Origin of the sequence: Aliidiomarina soli (assembly GCF_003986975.1) — a bacterium.
Classification (GTDB): Bacteria; Pseudomonadota; Gammaproteobacteria; order Enterobacterales; family Alteromonadaceae; genus Aliidiomarina; species Aliidiomarina soli.
This window is the reverse complement of sequence record NZ_PIPO01000004.1, coordinates 228050-244440: the sequence shown is the minus strand read 5'-3', so window position 1 is coordinate 244440 and position 16391 is coordinate 228050. Positions and strand designations below refer to the sequence as shown.

At 52.8% G+C, this 16391-nt stretch carries 15 protein-coding genes; 7 read left to right on the top strand and 8 right to left on the bottom strand.

The features are described from left to right. Nucleotides 1-52: 52 nt before the first annotated feature. Nucleotides 53-967, bottom strand: coding sequence for a LysR family transcriptional regulator (locus CWE14_RS10255; RefSeq protein WP_126799297.1), 915 nt, complete (start codon nucleotides 965-967; stop codon nucleotides 53-55). Nucleotides 968-1114: 147 nt separating this feature from the next. Between CWE14_RS10255 and CWE14_RS10250 the strand changes: the two genes are divergently transcribed. Beyond that, the gene (locus CWE14_RS10250) at nucleotides 1115-2245 is read left to right on the top strand and encodes an S-(hydroxymethyl)glutathione dehydrogenase/class III alcohol dehydrogenase (protein WP_126799296.1); all 1131 of its coding nucleotides are present in this window, start codon (nucleotides 1115-1117) and stop codon (nucleotides 2243-2245) included. A 25-nt stretch (nucleotides 2246-2270) separates the two neighbouring features. Next, nucleotides 2271-3113 carry an S-formylglutathione hydrolase gene (gene fghA, locus CWE14_RS10245; RefSeq protein ID WP_126799295.1) on the top strand — a complete coding sequence of 281 codons (843 nt, stop codon included), beginning with the start codon at nucleotides 2271-2273 and terminating at the stop codon, nucleotides 3111-3113. A 31-nt stretch (nucleotides 3114-3144) separates the two neighbouring features. Here fghA and CWE14_RS10240 read toward each other — a convergent pair whose 3' ends face one another. Together CWE14_RS10240 and CWE14_RS10235 are read right to left on the bottom strand one after the other, a co-directional pair. Further along, on the bottom strand, nucleotides 3145-3630 hold the full coding sequence (locus CWE14_RS10240) for a YajQ family cyclic di-GMP-binding protein (RefSeq protein ID WP_126789577.1): 486 nt from the start codon (nucleotides 3628-3630) through the stop codon (nucleotides 3145-3147). A 46-nt stretch (nucleotides 3631-3676) separates the two neighbouring features. Continuing rightward, complete coding sequence (locus CWE14_RS10235) at nucleotides 3677-4621, bottom strand: LysR substrate-binding domain-containing protein (RefSeq protein ID WP_126799294.1); 945 nt, start codon at nucleotides 4619-4621, stop codon at nucleotides 3677-3679. Nucleotides 4622-4809: 188 nt separating this feature from the next. On the opposite strand from CWE14_RS10235, the gene CWE14_RS10230 reads away from it, so the two are divergent. Next, entirely contained in the window at nucleotides 4810-5421 is a 612-nt protein-coding gene (locus CWE14_RS10230; protein ID WP_126799293.1) for an FMN-dependent NADH-azoreductase, read from the top strand. A 74-nt stretch (nucleotides 5422-5495) separates the two neighbouring features. On the opposite strand, the gene CWE14_RS10225 is transcribed toward CWE14_RS10230, so the two are convergent. Further along, nucleotides 5496-5819, bottom strand: a complete 324-nt coding sequence (locus tag CWE14_RS10225) for a DUF6694 family lipoprotein (RefSeq protein ID WP_126799292.1) — start codon at nucleotides 5817-5819, stop codon at nucleotides 5496-5498. 166 nt (nucleotides 5820-5985) lie between these two features. On the opposite strand from CWE14_RS10225, the gene CWE14_RS10220 reads away from it, so the two are divergent. Together CWE14_RS10220 and CWE14_RS10215 are read left to right on the top strand one after the other, a co-directional pair. Further along, nucleotides 5986-7620, top strand: coding sequence for a methyl-accepting chemotaxis protein (locus CWE14_RS10220; RefSeq protein WP_126799291.1), 1635 nt, complete (start codon nucleotides 5986-5988; stop codon nucleotides 7618-7620). A 23-nt stretch (nucleotides 7621-7643) separates the two neighbouring features. Beyond that, nucleotides 7644-8144, top strand: coding sequence for an alpha/beta hydrolase (locus CWE14_RS10215; RefSeq protein ID WP_126799290.1), 501 nt, complete (start codon nucleotides 7644-7646; stop codon nucleotides 8142-8144). Between the two features lie 42 nt (nucleotides 8145-8186). Here the strand turns inward: CWE14_RS10215 and dgt are convergent, their stop codons facing one another. Beyond that, nucleotides 8187-9659, bottom strand: a complete 1473-nt coding sequence (gene dgt, locus CWE14_RS10210; RefSeq protein WP_126799289.1) for a dGTPase — start codon at nucleotides 9657-9659, stop codon at nucleotides 8187-8189. Between the two features lie 58 nt (nucleotides 9660-9717). On the opposite strand from dgt, the gene CWE14_RS10205 reads away from it, so the two are divergent. Next, nucleotides 9718-9993 (top strand): acylphosphatase, encoded by a 276-nt coding sequence (locus CWE14_RS10205; RefSeq protein ID WP_126799288.1) that lies wholly within the window; start codon nucleotides 9718-9720, stop codon nucleotides 9991-9993. 83 nt (nucleotides 9994-10076) lie between these two features. After that, entirely contained in the window at nucleotides 10077-10796 is a 720-nt protein-coding gene (gene deoD / locus CWE14_RS10200; protein WP_126799287.1) for a purine-nucleoside phosphorylase, read from the top strand. On the opposite strand, the gene CWE14_RS10195 is transcribed toward deoD, so the two are convergent. The 3 genes from CWE14_RS10195 to CWE14_RS10185 are packed head-to-tail and all read right to left on the bottom strand — an operon-like array spanning nucleotide 10750 to nucleotide 16360. Beyond that, nucleotides 10750-12048: a hypothetical protein gene (locus CWE14_RS10195; RefSeq protein WP_126799286.1), complete on the bottom strand. Its 1299-nt coding sequence runs from the start codon at nucleotides 12046-12048 to the stop codon at nucleotides 10750-10752. The genes deoD and CWE14_RS10195 overlap by 47 nt on opposite strands. Next, nucleotides 12048-12671 (bottom strand): condensin complex protein MksE, encoded by a 624-nt coding sequence (locus CWE14_RS10190; RefSeq protein WP_126799285.1) that lies wholly within the window; start codon nucleotides 12669-12671, stop codon nucleotides 12048-12050. Before CWE14_RS10190 ends, CWE14_RS10195 begins: the two co-directional genes overlap by 1 nt. Beyond that, on the bottom strand, nucleotides 12668-16360 hold the full coding sequence (locus CWE14_RS10185) for an ATP-binding protein (protein ID WP_126799284.1): 3693 nt from the start codon (nucleotides 16358-16360) through the stop codon (nucleotides 12668-12670). Before CWE14_RS10185 ends, CWE14_RS10190 begins: the two co-directional genes overlap by 4 nt. Nucleotides 16361-16391 lie beyond the last annotated feature (31 nt).

Here is a 16391-nt window from a genome sequence, read left to right as displayed (position 1 = left end):
GCTATCTAGGGGTATCGACAAACCAGTCGATAACCTTACGTACCATAGCCCTTTATTTACTATCAAGTGAATTACTATCAAGTGCATTTTTCGAACGCTCATGCAGCTGACTGCGTAAATGCTGTACCACCGCCCGAACCTTAGCCGACAGGTGGCGATTCTGCGGATACAACGCCCAGATACCGTCGTTGTCCTGGCGATAGTCATTAAGCACTGACTGCAGACTGCCCTGGGCTAGCGCCTCACTGACATAATAGTCAGGAAGTTGGGCCAGGCCAAGCCCCTGTTCAGCTGCATTGAGCAGTGCCAGACCACTATTGCAATGCAAGCGACGGCCGGGTTTGACCAGCACGCGTCTGCCTGCCAACTGCAACCGCCAGTTCTCAACTGTACCCGCCAGTAGCTGATGCTGCTTAAGATCCTCCGGATGCTGCGGTTTGCCGACCCGATTAAAGTAGTCCGGTGCACCGACAATATAGTGGGTCCGCTGGCCCAGGCGCTGAGCAATTAAGCTGGAATCTTCGAGGTTGCCGAGTCGGATCGCAAGGTCATAGCGACCATGGATCAGATCTTCTTTGCGATTAGTCAGATGCAGCTCAAGCTCAACTTCCGGGTAATCCAGTAAAAAACGATTCAGTAGCGGTGCAATCCGGGTTTCACCAAAATAAACCGGCGCAGTAATACGCAGTAAACCTTGTGGGCGCGCCTGCAGATTACCCATCGCACGGTTGGCTTCGTCGAGCCCCTGCACCAGGTGCTGACAATGCTGTAAGTACAGATGGCCTTCTTCGGTCAGGCTTACTTTGCGGGTCGAGCGGTAAAACAACTTAACCGCTCGACGCCGCTCCAGCTCGCTTACCGCTCGGCTCACCTGAGCCACAGACAAATCAAGCTGCCTGGCGGCGGCAGTAAAGCTGCCCTGTTCGGCCACCGCAACAAACTCACTGATACCCTGCCATTCGCGCATAGCACCTCATTATTACGCTTTTAGTAAAAGTAAATTGCATTTTAGCAGGATTACTTAACTTAAGGTAAATAACTACAATGGGCTAAACTTAGTACCGTTTCGAGCAATCTGTTTGCTCTGATATTCGCTGTTTTGTAGGGAGTTAACATGGATACCATTAAAACCCGCGCAGCCGTGGCCTGGGGCCCTGGCGAACCATTAAAAATTGAAGAAGTGGATTTACAGCCGCCAAAAAAAGGCGAAGTCCTGGTGCGTATCGTGGCCAGTGGTGTCTGCCACACTGACGCCTACACCCTCTCCGGCGCGGATCCCGAAGGCATCTTCCCATCTATTCTTGGCCACGAAGGTGGCGGTATTGTAGAAGCCATTGGCGAAGGAGTTACCTCAGTCGAGGTTGGCGACCACGTAATCCCGCTGTACACACCGGAATGCGGTGAGTGTAAATTCTGTAAGTCAGGTAAAACCAACTTATGTCAAGCCATTCGTAGCACCCAGGGCAAAGGCCTGATGCCAGATGGCACCACTCGCTTCTCCAAAGACGGTCAGCCTATTTACCACTACATGGGCACCAGCACCTTTGCCGAACATACCGTCGTGCCTGAAATCGCCTTAGCCAAAGTCAGCAAAGACGCTCCACTAGAAGAAATTTGCCTGCTCGGTTGTGGTGTAACCACGGGTATGGGCGCGGTCCATAACACGGCGAAAGTTCAGCCTGGCGATACCGTGGCGGTGTTTGGTCTCGGTGGTATCGGTCTGTCAGTCATTATCGGTGCGGTGCAGGCAAAAGCCTCACGGATTATCGCGATCGATGTAAACAATGACAAAGAAACCATTGCGCGCCAACTTGGTGCCACAGACTTTATTAATCCGAATGACTATGACAAACCTGTGCAGGAGGTCATTGTCGAGCTAACAGACGGTGGTGTCGATTATTCATTTGAATGCATCGGCAACGTCAAAGTCATGCGCTCAGCGCTGGAAAGCTGCCACAAAGGCTGGGGCGAATCCGTCATTATTGGCGTCGCCGGAGCTGGCGAAGAAATTTCCACCCGTCCATTCCAGTTGGTTACCGGCCGCGTATGGCGTGGCAGCGCCTTCGGTGGGGTCAAAGGGCGTAGCGAGCTGCCTGACTATGTACAGCGTTATTTGGCGGGCGAGTTTAAACTGAGTACCTTTATTACCCATACTATGGGACTTGAAGATATCAATGAAGCCTTTGATTTGATGCACCAAGGCAAATCAATTCGCTCCGTTATTCACTTTGATCAGTCTCGTTAAGCGGTTATCGAACAGGGGTTGAATAATGAATCAGGCTATTGAAAAAGTAAGCAGTCAGCTGGCCTTTGGCGGTCAGCAGATCCGCTTCAAACACCAGTCGCAGGTACTCAACTGTGAGATGCAGTTTTCGGTTTACCTGCCGCCGCAGGCGGAGCATCGCGCAGTGCCAGCGGTATACTGGTTATCGGGTTTGACCTGCAATGATGAAAACTTTTCCAGTAAAGCAGGTGCTCAGCGAGTAGCCGCTGAGCTGGGCCTGGCGCTTGTAATTGCGGACACCAGTCCGCGGGGTGAAGATGTCGCCGATGACCCGGACGGGGCCTATGATCTGGGCCTTGGTGCCGGCTTCTATGTCAATGCAACAGAGGCGCCCTGGAAAGCCCACTACCAAATGTATGACTACATCGTCGATGAGTTACCAGCATTGGTTGAAGCCAACTTACCGTTGAACCAGCAGCGCGCGATATCCGGCCACTCGATGGGCGGCCACGGAGCCCTAGTGATTGGTTTACGCGAATCGAAATTCAGTTCGATTTCGGCATTTTCACCGATTTGCCACCCGACCAGCTGTCCGTGGGGACAAAAGGCGTTTGGTAATTACTTAGGTGAGGATAAAGCCAGTTGGCGGCAATACGACGCGGCGCTGCTATTGCAGGAACGCTCGTCTGCACCGCCAATTATGGTCGATCAGGGCACTGCTGATAATTTTCTTGAGCAGCAACTCGATACCGAGGCGCTGATTAAAGCCAACCAGCTTAGCGGCAGTGGCGCCCAGATCCGTTATCAGCAAGGCTACGACCACAGCTATTACTTTATCGCGACCTTCATTGAAGAGCATCTGCGCTTTCACGCCAGCAACCTGAACTGACGTGAAGCGCGGTGCAGCGGAACTGTTGCTGTTAGTCGCGGAAATTCTCGTACTGCAGCGGTAATTCGATATCGCTGTTTTTCAAAAGCGCGATGGCCTCTTGCAGGTCATCGCGCTTTTTGCCGTTGACCCGCACTTTTTCGCCCTGAATGGACGCCTGAACCTTAATCTTGGCGTCTTTCAGTTTCTTAATAATCTGTTTTGCCACCGGCTGTTCAATACCCTGCTTGAAATTCACATGGTAACTAAAGTTTTTACCACTATGCACCGGCTCGTCTTCCATCTCCACACCGGCCATGGAAATACCGCGACGGGTACAGTTGTTGCGCAGTATCTCGAGCAGCTGATTGAGCTGGAAATCTGACTCAGTGGACAGGGTGACGGTCAGTTCTTTTAACTCAATACTGGCTTGCACCCCACGAAAATCAAAACGCGTGGTGAGTTCACGGGCGGCATTGTCGACCGCGTTTTTCAGTTCGACCTGATCAATTTCAGACACAATATCAAAACTTGGCATACTAGGCTGGCTCCTCTTGCTATTTATCGCCTTGCTATTAAGACTATCAGTTTTGTTCACCCCAGGCATCGGAAAGCTCACCGATACCTGCGTCGCGGGCCGCTTTCGGCATCTCTTGGAGCAGAAAATCGATCAGTACCCGAACTGCAGGCAACAGTCCTCGGCGATGCTGGTAAACCAGATGCATGTTACCAACTGGCAGCCGCCATGTCGGCAATACCGGCGCCAGTAAGCCCTTCTCGACGTACTCACGACACAAATAGACCGGCAGCATCACCATACCCTGTTTCTCACTGGCTGCCTCGCGCAACACCCATAGGTCGTCAGTAATCAGGCGTGGCTGATAGGTCAGCGAAATTGACTCGCCCTGGCACGAGGTGAAGTCGTACTGATATCGGCCATGGGTATAATGCATCGACAACGAGGGCCAGTTGACCAGATCGGTAGGGTGCTTAGGTTCGCCGCGCTCACGAATAAAATCAGGATGGGCAAATAAAGCGGGTGGTGAAGGCGCCAAAGGTCGCGCTATCAGCGACGAGTCTTCAATGCTTGAACGCACCCGCAGGGCAACGTCTATTTGTTCGCTGACCAGATTGACCGGTGAATTGGAGACCATCAAATCCAGTTGCACATCCGGGTAACGCTGCATAAAAGCGGGCAGAATTTTAATTAGCAAACTCTGACTTAAGGCATGCGGTGAGCTTATTCGTACCCGTCCGCGTGGCTTCTCCTGGACAAACTGGGTCACCTGTTCAGCCGCTTCCGCAGCCTGAACCAGGGTCTGACAATGGACCAGAAACTCGCGACCGACATCGGTCAGACTCAACCTGCGCGTGGTCCGATTCAGTAAACGGACGCCCTGCGCTTCTTCCAGATCGCTGATACGGCGGCTCAGGGTACTTTTGGGCATGCCTAAAGCGCGGGCTGCCTGACTGAAGCTGCCATGCTCAGCAACATGCGCAAACAACGCTAAATTCGTTAGATCTTGCATCTCCCCCCCCCAATCAGGCCTTAGTTGTACGCATACCAACCAACTTAACCCATATATGGAACAGTAAGTTTTGATTTAGGTATCTAGTTAGTTATTTGGGACGTGTTAAGATTCAATCATCAATATTACTTAATCTCTGTTCTTCAATCTTTGTTTCTAATCTTTGTTTCTAATTAATGAGGTACGCAATGAACATTTTACATATTAATGCAGGTCTGTTCGGTGATAATTCAGTTTCAACCCAGTTAAGCGGTAAAGTTGTGCAGCGCTTGCAGATGGAAAATAGTAACGCCGACATTAAAACCCGTGATCTTGCCAGTGAACCGGTCAGCCACCTGGATGCTGAAATTATCATGGCAGCAAGTACCGATCAGCAGGACCGCAGCCCACGTCAAGCCGAAGAGTTGAACGTAACTGAAGCCCTACTGGATGAGATTTTTGCTGCAGACGTGCTGGTCATTGGCGCACCTATGTACAACTTCACGATTCCAAGTCAGTTGAAAGCCTGGGTCGACCGTATCGCACAGGCAGGCCGTACTTTCCGCTATACCGAGAACGGTCCGGAAGGTTTGTTAACCGGTAAACGTGCTTATATTGCTTCGGCCCGCGGTGGTTTTTACTCTGAAGGCGAAGCCAGTGCCCTCGACCACCAGGAAAGCTACCTGAAAACGGTACTGGGTTTTGTTGGTATCACCGACGTGGTTATTATTCGCGCCGAAGGTGTCAACATCAGTGACAGCCAGCGCCAGGAATCAATTCAGGCAGCCAGCAAAGACATTGACGCATTGTCACTCGCTTAAGCAGCGTATTACGTTAGCCAGAATGAATAGAAAAAGGCCGCAAATGCGGCCTTTTAAATGATTAAACAGCAAACCTAAAGGTTTTCTTCCATATCCTGGATAACCTGCTCGCCGGTCTTACCGTGCAGGCGCTGATAGATCGCCTGCTCAATTTCTTCCTCGGGCATCCCGGCTGAGGTACCTGCCATCAATTCATCGAACATGATCAAACTCAGAGCGTCTGAAAACTCAGTCTGAGATTGTTCATCCAGAGATTGCATGACTTGCTCCACTGAAGCTTCAAATGCACTCTCGTTGCTTAAATCCAAGGTTGGCTCGCTGCTCATATCAGAGCATGCCGAAAGGACGAAAAAGGCGACGGCGAGAAGCCAGAATTTGGCAAAAGCTGTTTGCTTCATAGTACTACCCAGGTTGTGTGTATGCCTGCTGAGTATATCGCAAATACCGTGAAATTGTAGGCGCGAAAAATATTCTATTTAAGTGAACCTTTAACGCTTCTTAAGCGTAAAAAGAATCAATAAATCAAAAAGTATTAACTTACAGTATTAAATCAGGGTGCCTATCATGCGTATAGCAACACGTCTTTACTTCGGCTTCGGCCTTATTCTCGTTCTGATGCTGGGACTGACCGTCTACGGCGTGTATCAGGTTGTCCAAATTGACCGCGTGTTAAGCAACGTTAATCAACAGGATAGTGTTGAACAACGTCAGGCTATTAACTTCCGCGGCAGCGTGCATGACCGGGCCATCTCCATTCGCGATGCAGTGCTGGTTCGTGATCGCGATGCGGCCAGTGAATTCTATGCTGAAATTGAAACGCTAAAAGCGTTCTATCAGGACGCGGCCGAAGAACTGGACCGCCTGTATGCCAACGGCACACCCTCCGCTGAAGAGCGACGTTTGTTGCAACGCATTAACCAGATTGAAGAACGTACACTGACTGCCACCGAGCGAACTCAGCAGTTCATTAACGAAAGTCGTTACGATGAGGCCAGAGCCTACTTGCTAGCCACCGTTTCGCCGGCATATACCGAATGGCTGGCGGCGGTAAATGCACTGATTGATTATCAGGAAGCCAGTATATCCAGCCAGGTCGACGGAGTGGTTGAAGACACCACCGGGTTTGCCGCGGCGATGCTAACGATTACCGTGATTGCATTGATCGCCGGCGCCATTATTGCATACACCACAGTGCAACGCATGGTTAAAACCATCGGCGGTGAACCCGAGGATGCACTGACCCTGATTGGACGTATTTCCCGTGGTGATCTCGGAGTGAGTGTTAAAACCAAACATCCGCGCAGTATTATGGCGGCGGTTGGCACCCTGGCTAAAGATCTGCGCTCGATGATCAGCGAAACCATGCAGGCGTCCTCCGACGTAGCGGCGGCCTCGGTGCAACTGGCCCGTACCGCCCAGCAAAACGAAGCCTTAATTGATAAGCAACAGGACGAGACCACTCAAGGCGCCAGCGCCATTGAACAAATGTCGATGACAGTCCAGGAAGTGGCCAGCCACACCGTGCAGGCCGCCGACGTAGCAGAGTCTGCGCAGGAAGAGTTCCGTGCCGGAGAACACGAAGTGAGCGCCAATCAGCAGGCAATTAACAGCCTTGCCAATGAAGTCGCCGAAGCGGCCGACGTGATTGGTCGCCTGCAGGACGAAACCCGCGAAATCGGTACCGTGCTGGAAGTTATTCAGGCGATTGCTGAGCAAACCAACCTTCTGGCGCTGAATGCGGCTATTGAAGCAGCTCGAGCTGGCGAACATGGCCGTGGTTTTGCCGTGGTGGCTGATGAAGTGCGCAACCTGGCAACCCGGACTCAGGACTCGACCGCGCAAATTAATACCATTATTGAACGGGTTCAGGCCGGTGCTGCACAAGCCGTTGATGTGATGCAACGCGGCAACGAACAGGCCGCGACCAGTGTCGAACAGGCACGTCGCGCCGGTGAATCGCTGGCGACCATCAATCAGTCAGTAACCCGACTCAATGATATGAACGCGCAAATTGCCACCGCAGCAGAAGAGCAGAGTGCTGTCGCGGACGAGATCAACCAGAACTTCCGCCGCATCACTGACACTGCATCTGAGTCCTCGCGCGGCGCCCGTGATGTAAGTGAGGCATCGGCTGGTCTTGAACAACTGGCGCGTTCACTGCAAAGTAGTATTTCTAAGTTTCAGCTCAATGATGCGTGATAACGCGTAAGGCAGACCGAATAATGCAGGTTATCTTCTCTCACGGTAAGGAAAGTGGGCCCTGGGGCAGCAAAATTCAGCAGCTCGCCAGTACCGCCAAGCAGCTCGGCTGCACTGTCGATAGTATCGATTACCAGGACACCATGGATCCTGACCTGAGAGTTGAGCGCCTGTGTCAACGGTTGAGCAACGAGGACCCGCAGCAGACCATCCTGGTCGGTTCCAGTATGGGCGGTTTTGTCGCCCTGCAAAGCGCTGACCGCTTTGCAGTCAGGGCTTGTTTTGTGCTTGCCCCGGCGATCTACATGCCGGGATATGAACACCGGGCACCCCAGCAGAGGTTACCAAATTTAGCGATTGTGCATGGCTGGCAGGATGACATTATCCCGGTCAACCATTCCATTCGCTTCGCCACTGAACAACGCTGTGAGCTTCATCTGGTGGATGATGACCACAGGCTGATGACCAGCCTGGCGCAAATAGATCGCTGGTTTGCTCAGTTTTTAGAGCGGCAATTAGCCTAGCAATGCTAGCACGCTCATTAGCAGTTAACTCGCAGCGCAGCATCAAAACCGCGCGCTCAGCACATTAAATTCATCCAATGCAAACTGGTCAGTCATACCACTGACCATATCCTGCAATAAGCGACAACGCGCATACTGCTCCCACAATACCGGGTCATCATGGGGCCGGGCGGCTAGCTTGGTATACGCCGCCAGATGCTTGTTCGCCAGCCTGCTCAGTAAACGGCTTTCGAGTAGATGAGAATCGCTCTCTCCCTCCAGCAATGCCTGAAACTCTTCTTGCGGCAAGTGCAACAATGGCGCATAGGCGTCTAACAGCCCGGTTAAAATTCGATAGCCCTGCAATTCCAGGGTCTGCACTTCCGCCACGGCAAAAATATGGCGCCGTGCAACCCGTTTCAGGGTCGAAATAACTGCATGGCAAGGCGAACTGTCCTCCAGTAAGGCGCGATTGAAGCTGCCATCATGAATTGCCTCCATGTTATTCACAAACACCTCAGCGGCATGCTCCACCAACGGATGGATCAGTTGCACCCGTAACCAGACAAAAAATTCATGTTCTTTGTTAATCGGCTCGTCGCAATGACGTTTATAAGCGTACTCGGTAACCTGAGTAAAACTGCGCTGGCGGAAAAATTTACCGTCTGGCTCAGTCGGGTAACAGGCGGCAAACTCCTCTTCGAGCAGAATTTTTAAGCGAGCGATACTGAGCAAGCCTTTATCCACACCATCTTCAATATCCGCCAGACAATACGAGATGTCATCGGCAGCTTCCATCAGATACGTCAACGGATAACGATGCCCGGCCTGAAGTTGCAATGCCGCTTGCAAGCTCTCAATGTAAGGCCGCTCTGATTCATAGAAGCCTGGTTTTTTCTGCACGTACGCCAGGGCATCCTCTGGCCCGGGCTTTGCTTCACTGGCGGCGCGGGTGTATTTCATAATGCAGGCCGTCTGGGCGAAGGTCAGGTTGAGTCGTTGCAGGCTGGTGACGATGCGAATGCCTTGCGCATTGCCTTCAAACTGAGCCAGTTCACGTAGCAACGCCTGGCGTGCTGGGTGCTCATGCTGAAAGCCCGGAAATGCCGCGGCATGGTTGGCAAACCATTTGGAAATCGCTGCTTCACCGAAATGACCAAACGGTGGGTTGCCAATGTCGTGCATCAGACAGGCCATTTCCACCATCGACTCAACAGCACGCTCATAACCAAGCAATCCATAGTCTGCCGCGCGCTCACCGAGTTTTTCAAACACCGTACGGGTAATGAAACGACCGGTTTGCTGAACCTCCAGTGAATGGGTTAACCGGCTTCGCACGGCAGCATTGCGCTCGAGCGGAAAAACCTGAGTCTTCTGCTGTAAACGCCGCACCGCTGCCGAGTTAATAATTCGTCCGCGGTCACTTTCCAGCGCCCGCTCGAACCCCCGAATGGCGTGCTCTTCATTCTCAAATTCTTTCGCTTTGCTTTGATACGGCCTGGCCGCCACTAACCGAGACTTGAAATTTACCGTCAACACAGTCACCTTGTAGAATATCAACAATCCCTCTCATAAAAGCACCAAGGAGCGTCAGATGCAACGTTGGACACTGCAGATTAAAGGCACAGTACAGGGTGTTTTTTATCGTAAAAACAGCGCGCAACAAGCGCAGGCGCTGGATCTTAGGGGCTACGTGCGAAATTGCGAGGACGGTTCGGTGGAACTGGTCGCAGAAGGGGATATATCGCAGTTACAGGCATTGCTTGACTGGTGCTGGCAAGGGCCTGCAAACGCCAGGGTAACTGCAATAGACGTCGACAAGCAGGATGCCACGGGCGACCACTACACAGATTTTACCGTACGCGACTAGCTAGTCCGTGTATTCGTTGCTGTGTATCAATAAACGCACCTGCTTTGCACCTATAATAGCGTTTTAAACCAGTTGCAGAGCTTATGAGTACACCCCATATTGCAGCCGAACCCGGTGCTATCGCCACCAGCCTTTTAATGCCTGGCGACCCGTTGCGTGCGAAGTTCATTGCTGAGCATTTTCTCTGTGATGTCACCCCCTTTAACAAAATCCGCAATATCCTCGGCTTTACTGGCACCTACAAAGGCCGGCCGGTCAGCGTAATGGGAAGTGGCATGGGTATGCCGAGTCTCGGTATATACGCACACGAGCTATACACTCAGTACAATGTGGAACGGATTATTCGGGTCGGCAGCTGCGGTGCCTACACCCGCGCGCTCAGTCTGTTTGATGTACTGGTGGCGAACAGTGCCTGGACCGAATCAACCTTTGCCCGCTTCTACTCAGGCCACGACTGTAAAATTGCCTACCCGCACCACGACCTCAATATGCAACTGTTCAGCACGGCCAGGGCCATGGGTGTTGAAGACAGACTGCAACTGGCCCGGGTTCACTCCAGCGATGTCTTTTATCGTCATGATGCTGAAGATTACCGCGACATTTATCGTGACTATGGCTGTGTCGCCGTTGAAATGGAAGCCTTCGCTCTGTTCCATATTGCGCAAACACTGCAAAAACAAGCCGCCTGCCTGCTAACCGTCTCTGACTGTCTTGAAACGGGCGCTGCAGTGACCAGCAAACAGCGCGAGCAGGCGTTTACCTCAATGATTGAGCTTGCCCTTGAGACGCTGGTTGAAAGCTAAGTTCGAGATCGGCAATTAACAGCAAATCATTGAACGGATGGGCGCGTTGCTCGTCGCGCCGGAGGCTGAATAAATGACGCTGCTGGGGCGGTAGAGATTGATACTCGCCGAGGATCTGCAGCAGCCAGACCTCCGCATCCCAGCTGAGATTCTTTTCGCGCAGGTACTGCAGTGCAGACACCCCAGCCTGCTGTTTGCCCTGGTCAACAACGTGCAGTAAGAGCGCCTCCACATCCGCTTTTAACGCCTGCTGGCGTGCTTCAACCTGCGGATTCGCAACCGTCGCCACCCGTTCGGCTTGTTCGCTTGGCACTGATTCTTTATTGCTAGTCGGTCGCGGCATACTCGCCATCAAGCCAGTGGCAACCTCAAGCGCAGCGTGCTGATCGAGGCTAATGGCGGCGGCGGGCAAAATAGGCTGAGCCTGGTTTATCAGCTCAGGAACCTGACTGCGCCAGGCGTAGTCTCCAACCTGAAAGTTACTGTGTTCACGCAGAAAGCTGGCCATATTGGTCAGCAGCACACTGCGGGCCTGCTGTTCACGGTAACGGCCCATAAGCTGAACAAGGCGTCTCTGAACCTCAAGCAAGCTGCTATGGTGGGCGTTTAGCTGCCGTTGCAACTGACTAACCAGAAGCTTACGCAAATGTACGTCACCTTCACCGAGGGCTATCAGCTCGGCAAAATCGACATAGTTAAGTCCGTCCAGCAAGCGACCGATTTGCTGTTGCGCTCTGTGGTTTTCACGAATTTTATCGGCCAGGCTGGCAACAAAGCCAAAGTTGCTGTTCAGTCGATGCCACAAACTGTCCATGGCTTCGCCAAACTGTCCGCCTAAGTCATGCACCAGGCCGGTCAGCAATTGCAGTTGGAATTGAGCTTTGGTGGTATCGCCCCGTTGCTGTGCGTCGCGATAGGTTTTCACCCGCAAGCGAATGGTTTCCAGCTTATCGGCGACATCCGCATTGATATGCCGACGGTTCTCGTCGGTGACCATACTAGCAATCAGATCGGCCAGTTGCGGACGTAGCAAAAACCCCCGGCTTTCATCCGGCTGATAGATCAGATTTGCCTGCACCAGCTTGCGAATAGCACGATCGGACAGCTGGTTATCCGCCAGCTCGCCTTGTAAATACGCCTGCATCAGCAATGAACTGTGTTTACCTATCAACGCCAGGCGCTCAGTACCAAGCGCCAGCATCGAGCTGGTTAACTGCTGCTCACGAAATTCAGGCTGCGTCGCTGAAACCATTACAACAAGGCCTCCTGCTCCGCTTCGTCACTGACTGGCAGGTTCTCTTCGTCGCGAATAAAACGGACCAGATCAACCAGGTAATCGACCTTTCCGGTAACTTCAAAATACTGCCGTTCGGCATGGGGCTGGCGCACATAGCCATGCTCCCGCAAGCGTTTAAAGATTTGCTTTACCTGCGCATCGACAGAGTCAGCCTGTGAATTGAAAAAACGATCATTGGCCAGCAGCTGCAAACGGTGACGCAGGCTTTGATTGTCTTCTGTCTTAAGAACAAACTCCTGCAATTTAATGCTGTCGCCTGCCGTTAGCGCACCGTCGCGACCCAGTGCTTCCTGCACCATGAGCATCCATTCCAGCAATGGCATCAATGACTGCAGGGTCTGACTAAACTGGCTTTTAAGAACATCACGCGCCTGCTCGTCAAAGTTCAGGTAACCCAGAAAATACACTCCGCTGCCCTGGCTTTGTGCCAGTCGCCGGTTCAGTGGACGCAGATACTCATCCAAAGCTTGCCGCACCTCATCATTCTGCAAACGGCGGTAGTTGTCGGGGTCACTAAAAGGGCAAATAAAGGCACCGCTCAGCAAACGCTCCACTAAAGGTCCATACTGCTCAATCATTCGCTTGTCTCCATCACGTGCTGGTCAGCCAGGGTTGCCTCAAGCTTAGCGCTCAGCGGTGACTGGCGCGGCTGAATACGCTTGAGCTGGCCTTTCCCTTTCAGCTCAGGGTGCGGCTCAATCAGATACCGGTGGCGGAAGAGCAGCAAGACATCAGACTCCGGGTTCGGGAACGCACCTACCACGTGAATCGCGTTGCTGTCGCAGGCCTGAAATAGCTTCTCTACGTTGTGGTAAGCAAGTGTACCTATTTCATCTATCGGCCAGTGAATAGTCACCGCGCTATCGCCTCGCAACAAACGAGTAAACGCCAGCAGGAACTTGCACAGAATCAGGTAGGCCATGCCGTGGCTGGACGACTCCAGCAACTGCCGGTCATTGCGAATTATCAGTTCCGACCCGCTTTCATTAAGGTACAGCTCGAGTTTCAGCAACGACTCCAGGCTGTAGTCCTGATCGGCGCGAAGCAGCTCGGCCACATCGGCAAGGCGGTCAAGGTAAGCCTCCGGCGGCAGGCGCTGACCGGATTCACTCCATTGCTGAAACAGCTGACTCAATTCTTTCAGTGGCTGCCAGAAATTAAGCTCATCAATGGTCGAGGAAATGTGAACCTCGGAACGGCTGATCCCTTCCAGCACCAGCTCGTCACCCACCGCGTCCGTCAGTCGTCGGCTGTATTGACTGACCCGACGGTTAATATCGTCAAAAACTTTAAAGAAGCTTTGCAGCCCGCCGCCAATGTTGCGACCTTGCTCCACAATCTGTGACTGCTGGTCCTGCAGAATGTTGAGCAACTCACCAAGCACTCGTGCGTGCTCCTGCACGTTGTCATTGTCGCTCAGGGTAGCGAACTCTCGTTCGATCATGTGCTCAAAATCAGCACTGGCATCACGGCGCAGGGTAGCGCTAAACCGCTCGCACTGCTCTCGCAGTTTTCGGCTACTGTGGGCGTAACTGTTCAGTGCTTCCAGTATCCGCTGCAAGCGTTCACGGGTATCGCCGAAACTACTCTCAGTTGCTGCCGATACCGGCTCAGCAAAGTCGCGGTGCTGCGTCAGCTCATTGAAACGCGCCAGCGCATTGTCCAGCTCTTTGTTCAGGCTTTGTTGCTGATGGAGCTGCTCTTTGCCACGTTTGTCTTCCTGCTCCAGCGCTTTGCGTTGCAGTTTGGTCTGTTGCTTGAGTTCAGTCAGTTCACTGTCGAGCCGGGTCAGGGTGCTCTTTAATTGCTGTTCCTGCTCCATCCAACCCGGGCGCAAACGGTTCCAGGTGCTGCGCATAAAATCATCGTACTCGCTGAGTTCGTGCTGGCGCTCTTTGGTATTGGCTATCCGCTCGCGCAAAGTTTCAGTGTCTGCCTTCAAAGTCTGTAGCTGCTGACTGTCGACCCCAGCCTCGGCCAGTTCGTCGCTAACCCGTGCCTGCAGCTCTTTCACTTGTTGCGCATGAACACTGCGCATGTCATCTACCTGACGAGCGTACTGGCTAATGTCGTCATCCAGCTTACTCAACTGTTCCTGAAAATCCGCTTTGTGTTCAAGTTCAAGCGCCTTCGCGTCATGACGCACTTGTTGCAGTCGTTGCTGGTGACTTTCACGCGTTTTTTGCTCTTCGTCCTGCAACACTTTGAGGCGCTTACGGTTGCTCTGCTGGCGCTCTTTGACCAGAGCATCCTGCTCAGCCTGCAGCCTTTTTTTGCCGTCACGGGCGTACTCAAGATCCTGCTGACAGCGGCGTTGTGCCTGGCGCGCCTGCTGGGCCACCTGCTCTGCATCCTTATATGCCTGGTGAGCTTTACTTAAGGCTGATTCGGCAAGTTCACACTGCTGTTCTGCTGTTGCCGCTGCATCGGCCGCTGTCTGTAGTTCAGTTTCCAGCTGCGCTTCGGCTAACGCAAAATGCGGACTCTCCACTGCGCTGAGGTCGAGTGACAACCCATACAGCGAATCATCACCAGCACTGAAACGCGGTGACAAGTCGGTCCGCTGAAGTAGCTCCTCGGACAGCACCTTACCAAGGTTCTGCTCCCAGTCCGGCTTGTGTTCACGCAGTGCCTGACGCAGGCTGCCATGTTCCGGGTTAGTCTGCGCCTGCAACTGTTTATAACGCGCTTTAGTCTGATGCAGTTGCTGGCGGCATTGCGTCAACTCACGGTCAGCCTGTTCGCGCTGAGTTCGCCGTTGCTGCACGGTATCGTCTTCCCGGGCAAGTACCTCGGTGGCGGTTTCCAGTGCCTGCTGAGCGTCTTCAATACGGGCATCGGCCAGTTGCATACGTTCCCGTTCATCGGCATCCAGCGGGGCAATGCTAAGCTGAGTTTCCAGACTGACCTGTTCACGCTGCAGACGCTGCAGAGTTTCATGCAGATCAAGCTGCATCTGCTCAACCTGCTGCGTGGTCTGCTGCTGCAGCCGGGTCAGGGTTTCATCCTGAGTTGAGCGTATCTGCCCCTGCTCAGCGCGCAGTTCGTCACAGCGCTGCTGGTTTTTCCGCTGTAAACGGTCAAGGACTTCACTCAATTCACTTTTACGCTGATCCAGCTGCTGCGCAATATCCGCATTCTTTTCCAGCATCAGCTGCAAATGGCGGGTTTGCTCTTCCAGTTTTTGCTGCCAGGCGGGGAGTTCTTTGCTGTCCTGGGCGACTTCTTCGATGCCGCTATCGAGGTAACGATCGCGCTTCGACTGAGCCAGCTCCAGGTCGCGCTGGACCTGTTGGTAGCGGCTTTCTGTTTCACTCCGGGCGTCATCAAGCTCTCGCTTTTGTGCCCGGTAGCTAGTATCAAGCTCTTCCTGTTGCTTATGCAGGGTATTCAGCTGCGCTTCGACATCGGCTGTTTGCGTAAGTAACTGGCTACGATCCTGCTCTACTAGAGGTTTGAGTTGCCACAGCTGACTCTTGCTGGCTGCCGTATCTGCCAGACATTGTTCGATCTCAGCGTAATACGCCTGCAGATTATCCATCTGCATGAACTGCCGCATTTCTTTAATCCAGGCCTTAATTTTCGCCGGCTTAAAGGTATTTTCAGGGCGTTGATAGCCATCTTCCTCAAGAATTGTCGCCAGCATGCTCTTGAGGGTGTCCATTTTGCCTTCTTTGGCATGTACCGCACTCACCAGCTTTTCAATATGGCGCAACCGATGGCTGCCGCTTACCAGCCCGTAACGGGCGGCTAACTGGCGCAGTTTAAGCTGATCTTTGCGGTTATTGCGCATTGCACTGAGGTCATTCTGAATAATAGCGCGGTACTCACTGGTGGCCGAGATCTTATGGCTGCTTTCTATTTCCAGCGCGCGCAGACGCTGCGCCCAGGCATGATAGCCGAGCCCTTTCGCCCCATCTGCGGTTTCCTCGAGGTATTGGGTTGGCTCATATGGGGCATCAACAAAACGGTAATCCACGCCATCGTTGCGTTTCGTTAGCACCACCTGGGCTTGGCTGCCATCCGCCCGCTGATAGTCGTAAATCAGGTACGAGTTCTGGAAGGGCAGGTAGAACACGTCGAAACGATCGCGGGTTTTCGGCACCACCCGGTTTGGCTGTTCACCAAAAAAAACCGGTATCAGGCGCTGTAAGGTAGTTTTCCCCGACGCATTGGTACCACAGATGTTGGCATGACCCTGAAGATCAAGCTCAATCACGCCAGGTAAGTGGGTATGGATTAAAATAATTCGTAATAACTGGGACATAAAACAAGGCTTCGCAAATGAAAAAGCGTCC